Genomic DNA, 16,532 nt, shown 5'->3' with positions numbered 1-16,532 from the left:
AAAATTATTTATATATAGGATATTTATCGCATAAAGCTTTTACTTCCGCCTTTACACTTGACAAATCCTTGTCTCTGTTCTCAACTACATAATTTATAAAATAGGCTATTTTCTTCATTTCCTCTTCCTTGAATCCTCTTGTAGTTGCAGCCGGAGTTCCTATTCTTATTCCGCTGGTTATATTAGGTCCAAGTGTATCAAAAGGTATTGCATTTTTGTTTACTGTAATTCCTGCATCTTCAAGAAGTTTTTCAGCTTCTTTTCCTGTTATGTTCTTTGCTGTGAGGTCTATTAGTATAAGGTGATTGTCCGTTCCTCCGCTTATAAGCCTGAAACCATAATTTTTAAGTTCTTCTGCAAGTACTTTTGCATTTTTAACAACCTGCTTCATATATTTTTTGTAGTCTTCTGTAAGTGCCTCACCAAAACAAACTGCCTTGGCTGCAATTATATGCATAAGTGGTCCGCCCTGTACTCCAGGGAATACAGTCTTGTCAATTGCCTTTGCATACTTTTCCTTGCAGATTATAGCTCCGCCTCTTGGGCCTCTGAGAGTTTTGTGCGTAGTTGTAGTTACAAAATCTGCATAAGGTACAGGAGACATGTGGTCTCCTGTTGCAACAAGACCTGCTATATGAGCCATGTCAACCATCATATATGCTCCAACTTCATCACAAATCTCTCTTATTTTTTTAAAATCTATTTCTCTAGGATATGCACTTGCACCGGATACGATCATTTTAGGTTTGCACTCAAGTGCAATCTTTCTCATTTCATCATAATCAATTCTTTCAGTTTCCTTGCTCACACCATAGGATACAAAATTGTAAAGTTTTCCTGAAAAGCTTACCTTGCTTCCATGAGTCAAATGACCCCCATGGTTCAAATTCATTCCCATAACTGTATCGCCAAGCTTTAAAACCGACATATAAACAGACATATTTGCCTGTGAACCGGAATGAGGCTGGACATTTACATGCTCGGCACCAAATAATTTCTTCATTCTATCTCTTGCAATATCCTCTACCTTGTCTACTACATAACATCCTCCATAGTATCTTTTTCCGGGATAACCCTCGGCATACTTGTTTGTAAGAAATGATCCCATGGCTTCCATTACCGATTTACTGGTAAAATTTTCAGAGGCAATAAGTTCTATACCGTCCTCCTGCCTTGCACTTTCCTCATTTATAATATCAAATACATCTTTATCTGTATTTTTTAGACTACTAAAATCCATCTATTATTCCTCCCCGTACGTTATTTTAAAGATTATATAATTTTGTTATTGTTATTTATTATACAGCTTATAATTATCATAATCAATTTAATTACAAATTAATTGTAGTAAAATCGATAAAATTATACTATAATTATCGTAAATTAAAAACTTCAATCTAAGGTAGGGAATATTGAATGGATATCAACAACGTACTGAATGTTGCAGCCTATGCAGGCAAAATTCTTCTGGAAAGCGGTGCTGAAATATACAGGGTTGAAGAAACTATAACCAGGATATGTATCTCCTTCGGCATATGTGATGTAGATGCTTATGTTACCATAAATGTAATAATCGTATCTGTCCGAAGTAATCAAGGTGAAAACATATCACTTGTAAAAAGAGTAAAGAGAAGAACCCAAAATCTTGAAAAAATATCACAGGTGAACAATATTTCAAGACATATTCTGGATTTCAACTGTAATCCAGGTGATATTCAAAATATGCTTTGTAAGATTGACAACACAAAGCCTTATTCAACAACTGCAAATATACTTTTCTCGGGGGGCGCCTCCGCATTTTTTTGCCTTGTTTTCGGGGGAAATATAAATGATTTCTATGTATCTTTTGCAATAGGCTGCATAATAAAAATAATATCAGTATGGCTAAGTTATTTTCAATCAAATGAGTTTTTTCTAAACGCAATATGTGGTGCATCAGCAGCATTTATAGCCCTTGTGAGCACTTCTTTAAATATCGCATCACATACCGATACTATAATAATAGGATCAATAATGGTGCTTGTACCAGGAATTGCAATTACAAACGCTATAAGAGATACTATAGCAGGTGATCTTCTATCTGGAATTCTAGGTGCCATAGAGGCGCTTTTTGTGGCTGTAGCCATAGCAGTCGGAACCGGAATCATAGTAAAGCTGTGGATTATTACAGGAGGTATAAATCTATGATGTTGAGCTCTTTATATGCAATGATTGCAACATTATGTTTCGGAATACTCTACAATATAAGAGGTAAAAATCTTATATTTTCCTCAATAGGCGGAGGAATAACCTGGTTCATATATCTCCTTGTATATCACTTTCTTGGTTATTCAAATATTCTGGCGTATTTTTCCGCCTCCATCATAGGTTCCATATATTCCGAAATAATGGCCAGACTCCTAAAAACCCCTGCAACACCTTTTATAATAGGAACATTGATTCCTCTTGTACCTGGAAGCGGAATGTACAATACCATGTTTGAAACAGTACAGGGAAATACACAAGACTCAATCCAAACCGGAATACATACCCTTGAAATTGCAGGAACCATAGCCATTGGTGTATTTTCCGTATCCTCAATATCAAAAGCATCCGTACTTTTCAAAAGAAAACTTCATCTTGAAAAACTGCTTCTTTTAAAAAACAAATTTAAAAATAGGTAAAAAAAACAGCGGGCCTGAAAAAAGCCCGCCATTATTCTATGGGTTATTTTAAAAACATTGTAAGATTTGAAATAAAGTCCTCTATTTTCTCCTTTTCCACTTCTTTATCATATTCGGAAAGAAAACAGGTTTTAGCATAATTTTGAATTACAAGACCACCAACTTTGTTTATGGCCGCCCTTACCGCTGCAACCTGTATTAAAATATCCTTGCAGCAGTTATCACCGTCAATCATCTTTTCAATTCCTTTTATCTGTCCCTCTATTCTTCTAAGTCTGATTTGGATATCTCTGTTTTTAACTACTTTTCCCTCCAAAATATTCACTTCCTACCCTATTGATTTATTATAAATTTATCTATAATTTCTCCTATTGCACCCTGATTGTTATCTTTAAGTGTAACATAGTCCGCCGATTCTTTTAGCGAAGTTATTGAATTTGCAACAGCAACTCCAAAAGCTTTCGTTTTAATCATACTCATATCATTTTGATCATTTCCAACTACTATGCATTCTTCTATAGGTATTCCAAGATGCCTCGACAATATTTCAATTCCTGCACCTTTTGACACGTCTTTTTTCATAATTTCTATATTTGTAATATCCGAACTTGTAATTTCTATATTGGAGACAAATTGCAGCTTTTCTCTTACATGCTCCAAATATTCCAATTCGCCATCAATTATTACCATTTTATTTATGGACCTGTCCGGATCGAGCACGGTAGACTTCAAGTCTGGCACAATATTAACTTCAAATTTGAAATCCCGGCCAAGTTGTTTTTTAAATCTATAAAAGCCCTGAAGTATCTCAGAAAAATTCTCGGTATAAGCTATATTCTCATCATAAAGATTATAATATGTATCCTTTTTTCTTTCCCTGATTATGTCTATTATTTTAATTATTGAACTTTTACTCATCGGGCTGTTGTATATTATTTTTCCTTTATCATCAACTACAATAGATCCGTTGCAACATATGATCGGCTGCTCTTGTCCCACCATCTTATGGTAAATTTCCAATCCACTTCTCAGTCTTCCAGAACAAAGTACAAATTTGACTCCCATGTCAATTGCCTTATTTATTCTGCTGAAATTATAATCACAAATCAGTTTTTCATCATTTAAAAGTGTTCCATCCAAATCCACAGCTATAAGTTTATATTTCAAAAAAAAACCTCCTACACATTAATTAAAGTCAAGTAATAAAAGATGTTACGCATGCATATCTTTAATTTATAGTAATGATTATAAAGGTGTCAAATATGAAAAAGTTAGTTGTCTTTTTCACTTTAATAATTGCCGTATTTATTTTATTTACAGGATGTACAAACAACTTAAATCTTCTAGAGTATAATTCCAAAAAACAAAACAAATTCTATTATACAAACATACTCGTAAAAAAGCTAAAACAGGAAATGCCCTCAAAGTGCATTATAACAGAAACTAATTTTCACAAGGAAAAACCCCTCGACAAAGAAACTATAAAAGATGTAAAAGACATGTTTGAATCTCTGAATCAAAAAAATTTTATAAATACACCTAAAAATATATCCAATAAAAAACCTTTTTACAAGATAATCATTGAATTCAAACAAGAAAAGTTTCTTGTCAACATCTACAGCAGTACACTCGTATCTGTGTATCCCTGGGACGGAATCTACAGTATGGACTACATAGATACAAGCAAGATACCCATATCTCTCAATTTATACAGCCTCGGCAAATATATATTTAAACAGTAATATACTATTATATAATTGTATCACAGCAGGTTAAGTAAACATATATTATAATGTAAATTAATTATAAAAGGCGGAATGTTATGTTCATCTTTCCAGACATGCTATATAGGAACTACTACATGCGAGAAACAGGTCAAGTATCCCATATAAGAATGCTTAATTCAAGTGTAAACTCCAGACCAGTTGACGTATACTTGAACGAACGGCTGTTTTTCAGAAATCTAGAATATATGTCATTTTCAGAATATAAGCCTATCCCATCAGGTATTTACAATGTAACTGTATTTCCTGCCGGTACCACTGCAAATCCGATTTTTTCACGCAGCATATTTATACCACCGGGCAAAATATGGACTGCTGCAATTACAGGAAATTACCCAAATATAGGTATTCTGCCTATAGAAGATGTAATAATGCCGAAACCTCAAGACAAAGTCATGCTTAAGTTCGTAAATCTATTTGACTCTCCTGTAAATTTGAATTTGGTAACACATGATGGAAGAACCCTATTTAGAAATGTACCTTATATGGGAGTAACTTCATATGAAACTCTTGATCCCGGAACATATACATTTTTTATAACAGACCAAAATAACAGAAGGCTTCTTACCGTGCCAAATGCAAGACTTCTTCCAAACAGATTCTACAGTATAGCTGCTGTTGGAAATTCCCTGGATCCTACAAATATGAAGCTTTTGATTCCACTTGACGGCAACAGTTATATACGAAAATAACTTAAGGCTGGCGCTTCACTGTGCCAACCTTAAATTTATTTATTAATAGCCAAAATCCTCATCTAAAATAATTACTTTTATTCTTCCTTTTACGTTTTGTCTTTTTATTAGAACATAGTCATTGCATATTCTGCTGTCGGATTTACAGTCAACACAATATCCAATCTTGCTACAGGGTGTATCTATTCCAAGTCTTTTTGTATTTGCCGGTGCAGCATCCTGCTTTACCTTTTCTACTGCTGCATTCACATCTTTTACTATTTTATTTGATCCCACAATTACTATTACATGATCGGGACCATACAACATCGCTGCAACCCTGTTTCCAGTTCCATCTACATTATAAAGTTCACCATCTTCTGTAACTGCATTGGTACTTACCAGGTAGTCATTGCAAAAAAAACTTTTTCTGAATATTTCCTTTATGTTCTCACGAGAAAGTCCTTTTTTATGTCTGTCAAAAAAATTGTACTTCCCTGATCTTAAAAAATCAATAACTCCTGTTTCAAATAAAGTAGCTGAACCTCCAACTGCCACACTGTCTCCTTCTTTTAATAACTCGCCTAATTTTTTCAAAAGAACCTCTTTGTCCTCTGCAAAATAAGCTTCCATATTGTTTTTCTTCAAATTGTCAATTGTCCTCATGACTCTCTGTTCTCTGACCCATTTCTTATTTTCGTCCATAAATACATCCCCTCCAAATATAGATTTTTAAATCATTGTTTCACAAGTTGATCCAACTCAGGCATCATATTAAGATTTTCAAATCCAAAATGTCTTAGAAAATTATCAGTAGTACTATAAAGTATCGGCCTTCCAGGCACATCAAGTCTTCCATTTTCTCTTATAAGTTCCTTGTCCATAAGACTTGAAATTGCCCTGTCACTCTTAACACCCCTTATTTCATCTATGTCAACTCTTGTTATAGGCTGTTTGTATGCAATTATAGAAAGAGTTTCAAGTGACGCTCTTGAGAGTGATTGTCTTGAATTTGAACCTATGAGCTTTTCAACATATGTGCTGTTATCGTTTTTTGTAGCCAAACTGTATTTTTCATCAGAGTTTATAATATTTATCCCTCTGCTGGAATCTTTATATGACTTCATCATATCACTCATTATTTTATTAGCAAAGTCCATACTGCACTCAAGTATTCTGGCAATTTTTGATAGTTCAAGAGGTTCACCAGACACAAAAAGGAGAGATTCAATTACTGAAAAATACCTTTTATTATCAAACCTACCTTCCTCTAAAATATCACAATGCTTTTTCTTTTCCAAATTTAACCGTCCCTTCCAAATATATTTCATCAAAAACATTTTCCTGTGCTATAGTGACAAATCCTATCTTTACAAGTTCCAAAAGTGCAGCAAATGTTACTACTTTTTCAACTTTAAATTTGCACTCGTTCATTATGTTGGAGAATCTAATAGTTTGTCCAACTTTTATGTTCTTTTCTATATACTCCATTTTATCTTCTATCTTAAACTTGTCTCTGGGTATTTCCCTTGGAAGCCCGTTTTCAGTATTCAACTTATTTAAATATACATTCATAAGTTTCGTATATATATTGTAAAGCTTCAAAATAGTTACACCTTTCAAAAAGTTCTCCGAATTTATCTTGCTTTCACTCTCAATTATTATTTCTGGTTTTTTTCCAAAACTCATGCCTGTATTTACTTCACGCTGCTTCAAAAATTCAGCTGCCCTTTTAAACTTTGTATATTCAACGAGCTTCTTCACAAGTTCTTTCCTCGGATCTTCTTCTTCATCTTCACTCTCCTGTACATGCTTTGGTAAAAGCATCTTCGATTTTATCTCGAGAAGTGTAGATGCCATTACTATAAATTCCGATGTAATTTCAAGATCCATTTGCTTCATTTTATTTATATAATCTATATACTGGTTTGTTATTTCATGAATCTTTACATCATATATATCCATTTTATTTTTTTTAACAAGATGAAGAAGCAAATCGAAGGGTCCCTCAAAATTTTCTATTTTAATGTTCAAAGACATATTCAAATTCCTCCGAACCTGCAGTAATTTCTATACCTGTATCTAATTTTACTTTTAAAATATACTTTAATATTTTTCCTATGGTTTTTCCGTTACTAACTCCAAGAGCCTTTATGTAATTTCCATTTACATTTAATTTACATTCACTGAGATTAAAAATGTAATTGTATATTTTATACTTTAACTTATAATTCCACGCAAAATATGCCATGCTGTATTTCGTAATCTTGTCCATGCAAGTGAATATGTAGCTGTTCTCTTCAGCATTTTCAAGATTTTTTTCAAAGTTTTTACCATTCTCCAATATATACACAATAGATTTTCTTAAAACAGGACTCATTATGGAATTATGAACAAAATAATTTATATTCGACTTGTTATTAATAGAATAAACCAAATTCAACAATCTCAAATTTTCATCTTCATAATTTATTAAAGGATTTTTTATCCCTATTTTTTTTAAATCCAAATCAACTATATTCAATTTTTTTAAAACTTTAAATGATGTCTTCCATTGACTTTCGGAACATATAAGCAGCATTTCTCTTATTTTTCTATCACTGCTTATAGTCTTCAATACTCCTGCATCTATACAGGCTGTAATTTCCTCCTCATCAGCAATAGAAAATCCATATCTGCTGCTGTATCTTACTGCCCTGAATATTCTGGTAGGATCTTTTTCATAGCTATTTTTATGTATCTTCCGCAGAATCTTATTCTCAATATCCTGTATTCCTCCATATAAGTCCATTATTTTATCACGCTTCAAATCATATGCAAGCGCATTTATGGTAAAATCCCTCCTATAAAGATCCTGCATGATATCAGAAGGGTGAACTGCAGGCAAATCCCCAAACCTATAATACTTCTCACTTCTGGATCTTATTAAATCTATCTTCACGCCATTTTCAAACTTCAGAGAAGCTGTCTGAAATCTTTCATGATAATCAAATTTTAAAACTCCTGGTATATTTTCAATTATAATAAGAGGATTTGCATTAACACATATGTCTATATCTTTAACTTTTACCTTTAAAAGTGCATCCCTTATTGCTCCTCCAACTATATAGGCGTCCAGTTTTTTAGAGACACACGTATCTTTTATAGATTTTACAACTTGTAATTCCTGAAAATCAAATTCATCTAATATATTCACTTTCATCTCTCCAAAACGCTAATAAAGACAGAAAACATTTTTTAATGATTTCTGCCTTTATTATACCATTATGCTCTATAATCTCATACACCCTTATTAACTATATCAACCAAACTATTTTTCAAATTTTGAAGAATTCCAGGCAGCTTGATATCTCTGTCACAGTGAAGTTTTACCTTTCCTGCAATCTTTCCATTCACATAAACATAACAATTGCCTATAACATCATTCTTTTTATATTTTTTTCTTCCTTTATTTATTTCACATTTATAAGTTACTTTATTACTTTCGTTCCTATCTATAACAACATTTAGCGTGTCACCGGAAACTGCATAAAAAAATTTATTTCCTTTTTTATCGAGATTTACTTTTTTAATCTTTTTTCCCTTAGTAACCAAATTTAACGACTTATACTTTGAAAATCCATAGTTCATCAGCATACTTGCATCCTTATTTCTCACCTTATAACTTGGAGATCCCATTATAACTGCAAGCATTCTAACATTATCTCTTACTGCAGTTGCGGATATACAGTATTTTGCCGCGTCTGTAAATCCTGTTTTAAGTCCATCACATCCCTTGAAGAACCTTACCAGCTTATTGTGATTAACAAGCTCTATTGGCTTTTTTCTTCCCTGTGATATGGTTTCCATATAAGTCCCCGTATACTTAAGTATCTTAGGATGCTTTAAAAGTTCTCTCGACATTATAGATATATCATAAGCAGATGTTACATGTCCCGGTACCGTAAGCCCAGTACAATTTTTAAAGGATGTATCTTTCATTCCAAGTTCCTGTGCCCTTTTATTCATCATTTCTACAAAGGCCTGCTCATTGCCAGCAATATACTCTCCCATAGCCACTGCTGCATCATTTCCAGAAGCTATTCCAATTCCCTTTATGAGTTCTTCAACACTTCTAACCTCTCCAGTATCGAGCAGCATGGAACTTCCGCCCATCTTCTTTGCATTCTCACTTACGGTAACCTTGTCTTTGAGACTGATTTTGCCTGAATCAACAGCTTCCATTGTAAGCAGCATTGTCATTATTTTTGTGACGGATGCTGGTTCAAATTTCTCATGAGCATTTTTTTCAAATATGACTTTTCCGGATTTTGGCTCCATAAGAAGCGCTGAACTGGCATCTACATTCAAAGCAGATGTATCCTGATTATCTTTTGGAGCAGCATATATACTTCCAGCAGTCTTTCTTTCATACATATTTCCATTGGCTTCTACGTAAAAAGTAAAGGCGCTACAAAATTGTACTAAAAATACAGAAAGCAATATTTTTGAAATAAAAGACCTGAATATTTTCCTCATCTAAACTTTACTCCCTTCATCTTTTTACAAAACTAAAATTACATCAAATTTAGTATTTGCAATTGAAGGTTGTAATTATTCATTTTGGAAAACATTTTTTTATCTCACCCTCTATGCTCTCGGATGGAATTTTTTATATACCTCGGCAATTTTGTTCTTCTTTACTACAGATTCATATATTTCGGTGGCAGACAAGTCCTTGTGCCCAAGCAATTCCTGAACTGACCTTATATCTGCTCCATTCTGTAGGAGATGGACAGCAAATGAATGTCTTAAAGTAAACGCATTTATATTTTTATCTATATGAGCTTTCTCAGCATAGTATTTTATTATTTTCCAAAAGCCCTGTCTGCTCATCTGCACACCTCTTAAATTTAAAAAAACAAAATCAAGATTATATGTATTGAGTTTCGACCTTACATCAATGTATCTTTTTAAACATCTGACAGCTACAGAACCTATCGGTATTACTCTCTCCTGTTTTTTGGAGTTCCTGCATCTTATATATGAAAGTTTTAAATTCACATCGTATATAGTAAGACTTAAAAGTTCCATGACTTTCATCCCCGTTGCATACATAACTTCAAGCATCGCCTTGTCCCTTATTCCCTTGTCCTTCATTACATCAGGTGCGGAAAGTAGCCTGTCAACTTCATCTACCGTCAGTATTTTCGGAATATTATGCTTTACCTTTGGAACTTCATAATATAAAACTGGATTTTCATCTACAACCCCCTTCAACATCAGGTACTTGTAAAAGTTTCTCAAAGATACTATATTTCTCACTATTGAAGAAACAGCCCTTCCCTCTTTTTGGAGCTGCTGGACATATGCCATAATAGAAACAACTTCTATATTTTTTACATCTTCCTCCCTGTCATTTATAAAATTCAAAAATTTTATAATATCTCTAACATAAGCATCCATAGTATTTTTTGAAACTTGTTTTTTTTGCAGTTCATGAACATAATCAAGCAAAAAATTTTTCACGAAAGTCACCACACTTCAAAATTCAACTAAATTTTAAAAACTCTTTGATTATTACACTATAATTATATAATACAGTTATATTTTTATTAAATTCATTGTACACAAATACACTGTTATGATATACATCCGGCTTGATTATAAAATAGTATAACATATAATCAACAAGCTTTGGCAAAAATAGTCCAAATACCATAAGTATAAGAAAGCATTTCAAAGTCACAAATAAAAATTTCATAATTGCTCTCCCACCTTAAAGTACAATGCTTGAAATTGCAACAAGTTTCATCATGTTTGGTGTAACATATGTCTCCATCAGAAGTCCTATGCCCATTAAAACAACCACCAGTATAAATGTCATTGAATATGATGTGAACTTTATAAATGCATGATTTTTCCACTGACTGCCTGATTTGTCCTTAAGTATAGCAAGAGAAAATTCCATCGCAATTACAGAAGAAAATATTATACATGGAACATAAACTATATTTTGCGGAAGTATTCCAACAAGGTCCATCCATACCCCTTTTATGCCAAGTCCATTTATTATAAAACTGGAAGCAAAACCTATGGTAAATCCTTTAAGCACATCCATTACAAGTATTACAGGTATTCCAATCATTGTAAGTCCTAAAAACCATATTACAAATATCACAGGTATGTTTACCTTCAAAGCCTCCAAAAGAATAGTTCTGTAATCTATATTTCCCGAATTTATACTATTTTTAAAACTTGTAAGATAACTCACTAGATCATTTTTCTCGAAACCGCCCATGTATCTTACACTGTATATTCCAATAACTATTCCTGTAAAAAAGCAAAGCAGTGTTATCACATAAAGCCAGAAGTTATCTTGAACATGTCTGTTTATTACGTTTGTTATCCTGCCTTCCCGCATAACTCATCCCCCTTTTGTTAATCTCTTTCTATATCTATGAAGGATTTCCGAGTTATATTCCTATATCATATAAACATAAATGCACTTACAGTTTTTGCATCTACTATTTTTCCAGACCTTATCATTTCTCTTGCTTCTTTAACTTTTATCTCTCTTAGATTTATGAATTCATCATCATCTTTTATATCATCTCTGCCTTTTAAAAGATCTCTTGCCTCGTATATATATATGACTTCATCACAGAATCCCGGGCTTGTAACTATTTTTCCGAGATATTTAAAACTTCCCGCCCTGTACCCAGTTTCCTCTTCAAGTTCTCTCCTGCCGCACAGCTCTGGTTCTTCATTTTTTTCAATCTTTCCTGCTGGAAGTTCAAGCAACATTTTCTCAAATGGCTTTCTGAATTGTTCAACAAATATAAGAGTATCGAAGTCTTTATATGCAACAATAGCTACACCACCTGAATGGTTTACTATTTCTCTTTTGCCTTCTTTTCCATTTGGGAGAACAACCCTATGCATGTTTACTTCAATTATTTTTCCTTTGTATATAAGCTTTTTATCTATAGTTTTTTCTGTAAAATTCATTTTGCATATCCTCCACTAAACTCAATTTATCTGATGATTTATCTTCTCTTCAATATGTTTATAGTACCTTATTATATGCTTCAATTCCTCTTCTCTTTCAGGATCATTTGACATTTTATCTCTAAGTTCATTAATTCTACTTTTAATCAGATTACTTATATTCTTTATTTCTTCCAATTCCAATTCTATATTCATGTAAGACCCTCCTTGTTAAATAATATGCTGCTAAAGACAATTTATTATTATAAATTACATCATATAAATTTATTTTTATCATTTTCTTATATATTTTATTCTACAAATTGCCATAAAATCCTTCTTTATAAATACCATAAAAACACCACAAGGTATAAACCTCGGTGGTGTTTTTAAAATTATGAACAATATTAATCACTTGTTTTCACAATAACCTTTTTTATTTATGCCAAATGCAAAATAACATACCGTAATTATAATACAGAATACAGCCCCTACCAAAAGCGACATTTGTGTATCTGGATTAAAACTCATCCCAACGAGCACAAGACAGAGATACGCTACCACAACATAATTTGCATAAGGATACAACTTAGATTTAAATGGATGGGAATCCATTTCAGATGCATGTGCCTTTCTAAATTTTATCTGACTTATACAAAGTACAATCCATGGAACCATGCCTGGAAGCACACTTGCACTATAAATATAAACAAACAATTTTGAATTCGGACAAATGTAATTCAAAATAACTGCAATAAGAATACACGCAAGCGTTGTTCTGATTGCATTTGCAGGAACACCTTGTTTATTTAATTTTCCAAGAAATTTAGGTGCTTGTCCGTTCTTTGAAAGGGTGTAAAGCATACGTCCACAACTGTACATGCCACTATTGCAACCAGACATGGCTGCAGTAAGTACTACAAAATTTATGATTCCTGCAGCACTTGAAATTCCAATTTTGGCAAATGTCAAAACAAAAGGACTGCCAAGAACACTTATTTTATTCCACGGATATATTGTAACTATTACAAATATGGCACCTATATAAAAAATCAATATACGCCAGATTATATTTTTAGTAGCTTTTCTAAGGGTATTTTGAGGGTCCTGAGCCTCTCCAGCTGTAATCCCTATAAGTTCCACACCCTGATAGGAAGCCGTTACCATACACAGTGCAAACAGCCATCCTCTCCATCCTCCTGCAAAAAATCCTCCATTTGCTGTAAGATTTGAAAGTCCAATGGCCCTGCCATGGTTTCCCATTCCAAAAAATATCAGTCCAAATCCAATTATAAGCATAATTATAATTGTAACGATCTTAATTAAAGAAAACCAGAACTCAAACTCACCATAAAATTTAACTGAAGCTGTATTTGCCGCAGCCAGAATACCTACACCAACAAGAGCCGGAATCCATGCTGGAAGTGCCGGGAACCAATAATTCATGTAAATACCTATTGCAGTTACCTCCGACATTCCTACAGCAAGCCACATAAACCAGTAACACCATGCTGTCATATACCCGGCCCAGGGACATATGTATTTATTAGCATAATTTGCAAATGATCCTGTTATAGGTTCAATATATAACATCTCCCCCATTATTCTCATAACTATGTACATGGCAATACCTGCCACTGCATATGCAAGCAGTACCGATGGGCCTGCCCATTTAATCGTGCTTGCAGATCCCATAAACAGACCTACACCAATTGTGCCGCCTAAAGCAATCAATTCAATATGACGTGCTTTAAGTCCTCTCGTCAAATCTTTTTCTTCCAATTAAAAAATCCCCCTTCAAATTAATTATATAAGATTTATTATTTTTAAAATTGCCCAAAAAAAATATCCTTATGATTATAAAGATACTTTTTAAATATTAAATGGTTTAACATAAATCATTTAGAATTTACAGACCTTCCCCTGTAATTATAAATTTGATATCCAAATATTTTATCCACAATTATAATAATATAATATTTTCTAAAATTTTTCAATAAATTTTATCAAGATGGTTAATTTTCTACATATTACCAAATAAACGGAAATAAACTATACGTGTTTTTACAGTACTCTTCAAATTCCCCTTTAAACTGTTCCCTTAATACCTTTTCTTCAACTTTTATTCTAATTCCGTAGCATAATATACAGATAATCAAAGCAATTATGGGTGCCAGTATATTTCTCAATGAAAATGCTATTCCCAAAAGACTTAATATACTTCCTGTATAAGAAGGGTTCCTTACATATCTATAAAACCCTTTCTGTATTAAATGCTGGTCGGACGTTGTTTGAACAGATAATGTAAATGCTCTTTTTAATGTCCACACAGAATAAGCCCTGATTATAGTACCTGTTATTATTAAAAAAATACCTATATAATAAAATACATGTGGGAAAATAAGTTTTCTTATAAATTCACTTACTTTTAAACCTGTCAAATAATAGCTTATATATATACTTGAGCAATATCCTAAAATTATCAACCAAATTGAACCCTTGTCAGATTTTCTTCTATTTTTTTTATTTCCACTTGATGCAAATATACATATTATAAACTCACATAAGAACATAAATCCAATTGCAAATATATATATATTGTATTCGAATATATTTGTAAATTTTGTTAAGTCAGTAATATTCAAATTTTCCACCTCTTGAAACTTTATTTTCTATATCAATTGCGTAAAATATCTATATCCCCTGACATTGTACTTACATCTATCGTCTTATATGGCGCTTTTCCTACTTGTCCAGATGCCTTACTTTTTCTATCATTTTCATAAGTTAATGGGAAATCTCCATTTATATCTCCTGAAGTACATCTTCCTTTAAATTTAAAATTCAAATTTTTGTCAACCTTCATCTTTACATCTCCAGAAGTAGCATTTGCTTTAACATACTCGCCAATAGACTTGTAATTGATTTTTATATCCCCTGATATGGCTTTAATATTTCCTGAACCTGAAACAGATTTTATGAAAATATCCCCCGACGCAACTTGTATATTATAATATTTAGAATTCAAGCTCTCTATATCTATATCTCCAGAAGTTGTTTTTATGCCAATACTATCCGCCACAATCCTTCCATCCATCTTAATATCTCCAGAACTTTGCGTACAACTTATAGCATTTAATTTCATATCAGAATTAAACTCTATATCTCCAGAAGTTGTTTTTATATCCAAATTTTCAGCATATGCTTTAGGTACATACAATTCTATTTTCTCATTTGAATTGAATCCACGAAGTACATTTATAAATTTATTATGAAAAAACTTGTTTTCATCTTTCCTTCTAATTTCAATATTATTTCCTTGTTTTTCTATTTCAAACTTTTCTTCGTCCTTTAACTTTCTTGATGCACTTTGTACAACTTTTAAACTTGTTTTATCTGTTGTGTTAACAATTATGTCTCCTGTAGAAAATTCCAAGCTCAGCTTCCTGCAGTCATCTACAGATACACTTTGGGATTTCTGCACAACATACCTAGCATTCATCATTTTGTTCCTAAATTTTAAAAAACTAAAGCTATCTTCATGGTAAAAACCATATACTAAAAGACATATGCCTGCCAAAGCAATTAATGACCAAATTGCAATTAACGCTTTTATTAAATTTATATTTTTATTCATATCTTACTCCTTTAATTTAAATCTCAATACTATGATTCTTTCTACAGCAGTACCTAATATAAAAATAATCCAGGAATATGACCATGCATCGAAAATAGAACTGAATATAAAGTATACTACAACTACAATTAACCATACTATTGATCTAATGGATTTAACAATTTCCACCTGGTTGTCATTTGAAGATTTCCACTGTTTAAATTCTTCCACAATAGTGTCATCTTCTTTTACATATTTAGGTTTTGAAGCATGATTATACACAATAAGACAAGTTGCCGCAGCATCTATTGTAATCATAATACTTACAGCAATAACTTCGTTTACCATAAAAACTTCGATAAGCAGCATCAAAACTACCGTGCTCATAATATACAGTCCTATGGATATTGATAATGCAAGTGCATTTTTCTTACGATATTTTTTCATTTGATTGTAATCAAACATATTCTTATCTTTCAATGCCTCCAAAAGTTCGTCTACATCACCTATACTTGAAATAGCTATTTTAAAAGCTTCCTCTTCATCTTTTCCTGAAGAAACCAAATCGTCATATTTATCTATAAGATTAGCTAAAAGTTCTTCTTTAAGCTCTGTTGCTCTGTAAGTTTTAGGTGAATTTTCAAATAGTTTTTCAACACTATTTTTCAATCTTTCATGCATTTTAATTACCTCCATTAATAAGCTTGTCTATTCTATCTTAGTATTTTTCCCAAGTCAGCTTAAAATGCACTTCCTTGAGCTCATATTTATTATCCGTCTTTTTTATAAACTTATCCTCACTCCCTACAACATATTAAATTGTAAAATA

General features: G+C 32.4%; 21 protein-coding genes. 4 read left to right on the top strand and 17 right to left on the bottom strand.

All coding sequences use genetic code 11. The annotated features are described in order from the left end of the window. Positions 1–4: 4 nt before the first annotated feature. Entirely contained in the window at positions 5–1,240 is a 1,236-nt protein-coding gene (glyA, locus tag AC4CVH_RS01715; RefSeq protein WP_490785988.1) for a serine hydroxymethyltransferase, read from the bottom strand. Positions 1,241–1,416: 176 nt separating this feature from the next. Here glyA and AC4CVH_RS01710 point away from each other — a divergent pair, with 176 nt between their 5' ends. Next, entirely contained in the window at positions 1,417–2,187 is a 771-nt protein-coding gene (locus AC4CVH_RS01710; RefSeq protein WP_490785987.1) for a threonine/serine exporter family protein, read from the top strand. After that, the gene (locus tag AC4CVH_RS01705; protein WP_490785986.1) at positions 2,184–2,663 is read left to right on the top strand and encodes a threonine/serine exporter family protein; all 480 of its coding nucleotides are present in this window, start codon (positions 2,184–2,186) and stop codon (positions 2,661–2,663) included. Before AC4CVH_RS01710 ends, AC4CVH_RS01705 begins: the two co-directional genes overlap by 4 nt. A gap of 43 nt (positions 2,664–2,706) precedes the next feature. Here AC4CVH_RS01705 and AC4CVH_RS01700 read toward each other — a convergent pair whose 3' ends face one another. Next, positions 2,707–2,979, bottom strand: a complete 273-nt coding sequence (locus AC4CVH_RS01700) for a metal-sensitive transcriptional regulator (protein ID WP_490785985.1) — start codon at positions 2,977–2,979, stop codon at positions 2,707–2,709. Positions 2,980–2,996: 17 nt separating this feature from the next. Then, positions 2,997–3,830: a Cof-type HAD-IIB family hydrolase gene (locus AC4CVH_RS01695; protein ID WP_490785984.1), complete on the bottom strand. Its 834-nt coding sequence runs from the start codon at positions 3,828–3,830 to the stop codon at positions 2,997–2,999. A 95-nt stretch (positions 3,831–3,925) separates the two neighbouring features. On the opposite strand from AC4CVH_RS01695, the gene AC4CVH_RS01690 reads away from it, so the two are divergent. After that, positions 3,926–4,405, top strand: a complete 480-nt coding sequence (locus tag AC4CVH_RS01690) for a DUF4883 family protein (protein WP_490785983.1) — start codon at positions 3,926–3,928, stop codon at positions 4,403–4,405. 80 nt (positions 4,406–4,485) lie between these two features. Then, complete coding sequence (locus AC4CVH_RS01685; protein WP_490785982.1) at positions 4,486–5,139, top strand: DUF4397 domain-containing protein; 654 nt, start codon at positions 4,486–4,488, stop codon at positions 5,137–5,139. 42 nt (positions 5,140–5,181) lie between these two features. On the opposite strand, the gene AC4CVH_RS01680 is transcribed toward AC4CVH_RS01685, so the two are convergent. The 14 genes from AC4CVH_RS01680 to AC4CVH_RS01615 all read right to left on the bottom strand — a co-directional run bounded on the left by AC4CVH_RS01680 (position 5,182) and on the right by AC4CVH_RS01615 (position 16,384). Continuing rightward, positions 5,182–5,823, bottom strand: coding sequence for a lactate utilization protein (locus AC4CVH_RS01680; protein WP_490785981.1), 642 nt, complete (start codon positions 5,821–5,823; stop codon positions 5,182–5,184). 32 nt (positions 5,824–5,855) lie between these two features. Then, positions 5,856–6,449, bottom strand: coding sequence for an SMC-Scp complex subunit ScpB (gene scpB / locus AC4CVH_RS01675; RefSeq protein WP_490785980.1), 594 nt, complete (start codon positions 6,447–6,449; stop codon positions 5,856–5,858). Further along, positions 6,397–7,158, bottom strand: a complete 762-nt coding sequence (locus AC4CVH_RS01670; protein ID WP_490785979.1) for a segregation/condensation protein A — start codon at positions 7,156–7,158, stop codon at positions 6,397–6,399. The genes scpB and AC4CVH_RS01670 overlap by 53 nt, the downstream gene beginning before the upstream one ends. After that, the gene (locus AC4CVH_RS01665; protein WP_490785978.1) at positions 7,142–8,314 is read right to left on the bottom strand and encodes a tRNA nucleotidyltransferase/poly(A) polymerase family protein; all 1,173 of its coding nucleotides are present in this window, start codon (positions 8,312–8,314) and stop codon (positions 7,142–7,144) included. The genes AC4CVH_RS01670 and AC4CVH_RS01665 overlap by 17 nt, the downstream gene beginning before the upstream one ends. 83 nt (positions 8,315–8,397) lie before the next feature. After that, positions 8,398–9,636 carry a D-alanyl-D-alanine carboxypeptidase family protein gene (locus AC4CVH_RS01660; protein WP_490785977.1) on the bottom strand — a complete coding sequence of 413 codons (1,239 nt, stop codon included), beginning with the start codon at positions 9,634–9,636 and terminating at the stop codon, positions 8,398–8,400. 111 nt (positions 9,637–9,747) lie between these two features. Further along, on the bottom strand, positions 9,748–10,626 hold the full coding sequence (gene xerD / locus AC4CVH_RS01655) for a site-specific tyrosine recombinase XerD (protein ID WP_490785976.1): 879 nt from the start codon (positions 10,624–10,626) through the stop codon (positions 9,748–9,750). Between the two features lie 22 nt (positions 10,627–10,648). Continuing rightward, the gene (locus AC4CVH_RS01650; RefSeq protein ID WP_490785975.1) at positions 10,649–10,861 is read right to left on the bottom strand and encodes an endonuclease III; all 213 of its coding nucleotides are present in this window, start codon (positions 10,859–10,861) and stop codon (positions 10,649–10,651) included. Between the two features lie 15 nt (positions 10,862–10,876). Continuing rightward, entirely contained in the window at positions 10,877–11,521 is a 645-nt protein-coding gene (gene spoIIM, locus AC4CVH_RS01645; RefSeq protein ID WP_490785974.1) for a stage II sporulation protein M, read from the bottom strand. Positions 11,522–11,586: 65 nt separating this feature from the next. Next, positions 11,587–12,108 carry an NUDIX hydrolase gene (locus tag AC4CVH_RS01640; protein ID WP_490785973.1) on the bottom strand — a complete coding sequence of 174 codons (522 nt, stop codon included), beginning with the start codon at positions 12,106–12,108 and terminating at the stop codon, positions 11,587–11,589. A gap of 21 nt (positions 12,109–12,129) precedes the next feature. After that, entirely contained in the window at positions 12,130–12,303 is a 174-nt protein-coding gene (locus tag AC4CVH_RS01635; RefSeq protein ID WP_490785972.1) for a hypothetical protein, read from the bottom strand. Between the two features lie 195 nt (positions 12,304–12,498). Then, a complete protein-coding gene (locus tag AC4CVH_RS01630) occupies positions 12,499–13,869 on the bottom strand; it encodes an amino acid permease (RefSeq protein WP_490785971.1) in 1,371 nt (456 codons plus the stop codon). A 248-nt stretch (positions 13,870–14,117) separates the two neighbouring features. Beyond that, entirely contained in the window at positions 14,118–14,732 is a 615-nt protein-coding gene (locus AC4CVH_RS01625) for a methyltransferase family protein (protein WP_490785970.1), read from the bottom strand. 32 nt (positions 14,733–14,764) lie between these two features. Continuing rightward, a complete protein-coding gene (locus AC4CVH_RS01620) occupies positions 14,765–15,724 on the bottom strand; it encodes a DUF4097 domain-containing protein (RefSeq protein ID WP_490785969.1) in 960 nt (319 codons plus the stop codon). Positions 15,725–15,727: 3 nt separating this feature from the next. After that, positions 15,728–16,384, bottom strand: coding sequence for a permease prefix domain 1-containing protein (locus tag AC4CVH_RS01615; RefSeq protein ID WP_490785968.1), 657 nt, complete (start codon positions 16,382–16,384; stop codon positions 15,728–15,730). Positions 16,385–16,532: the final 148 nt, after the last annotated feature.

The organism is Clostridium pabulibutyricum, from assembly GCF_058242705.1.
This window is presented reverse-complemented; position numbering and strand designations above follow the sequence as displayed.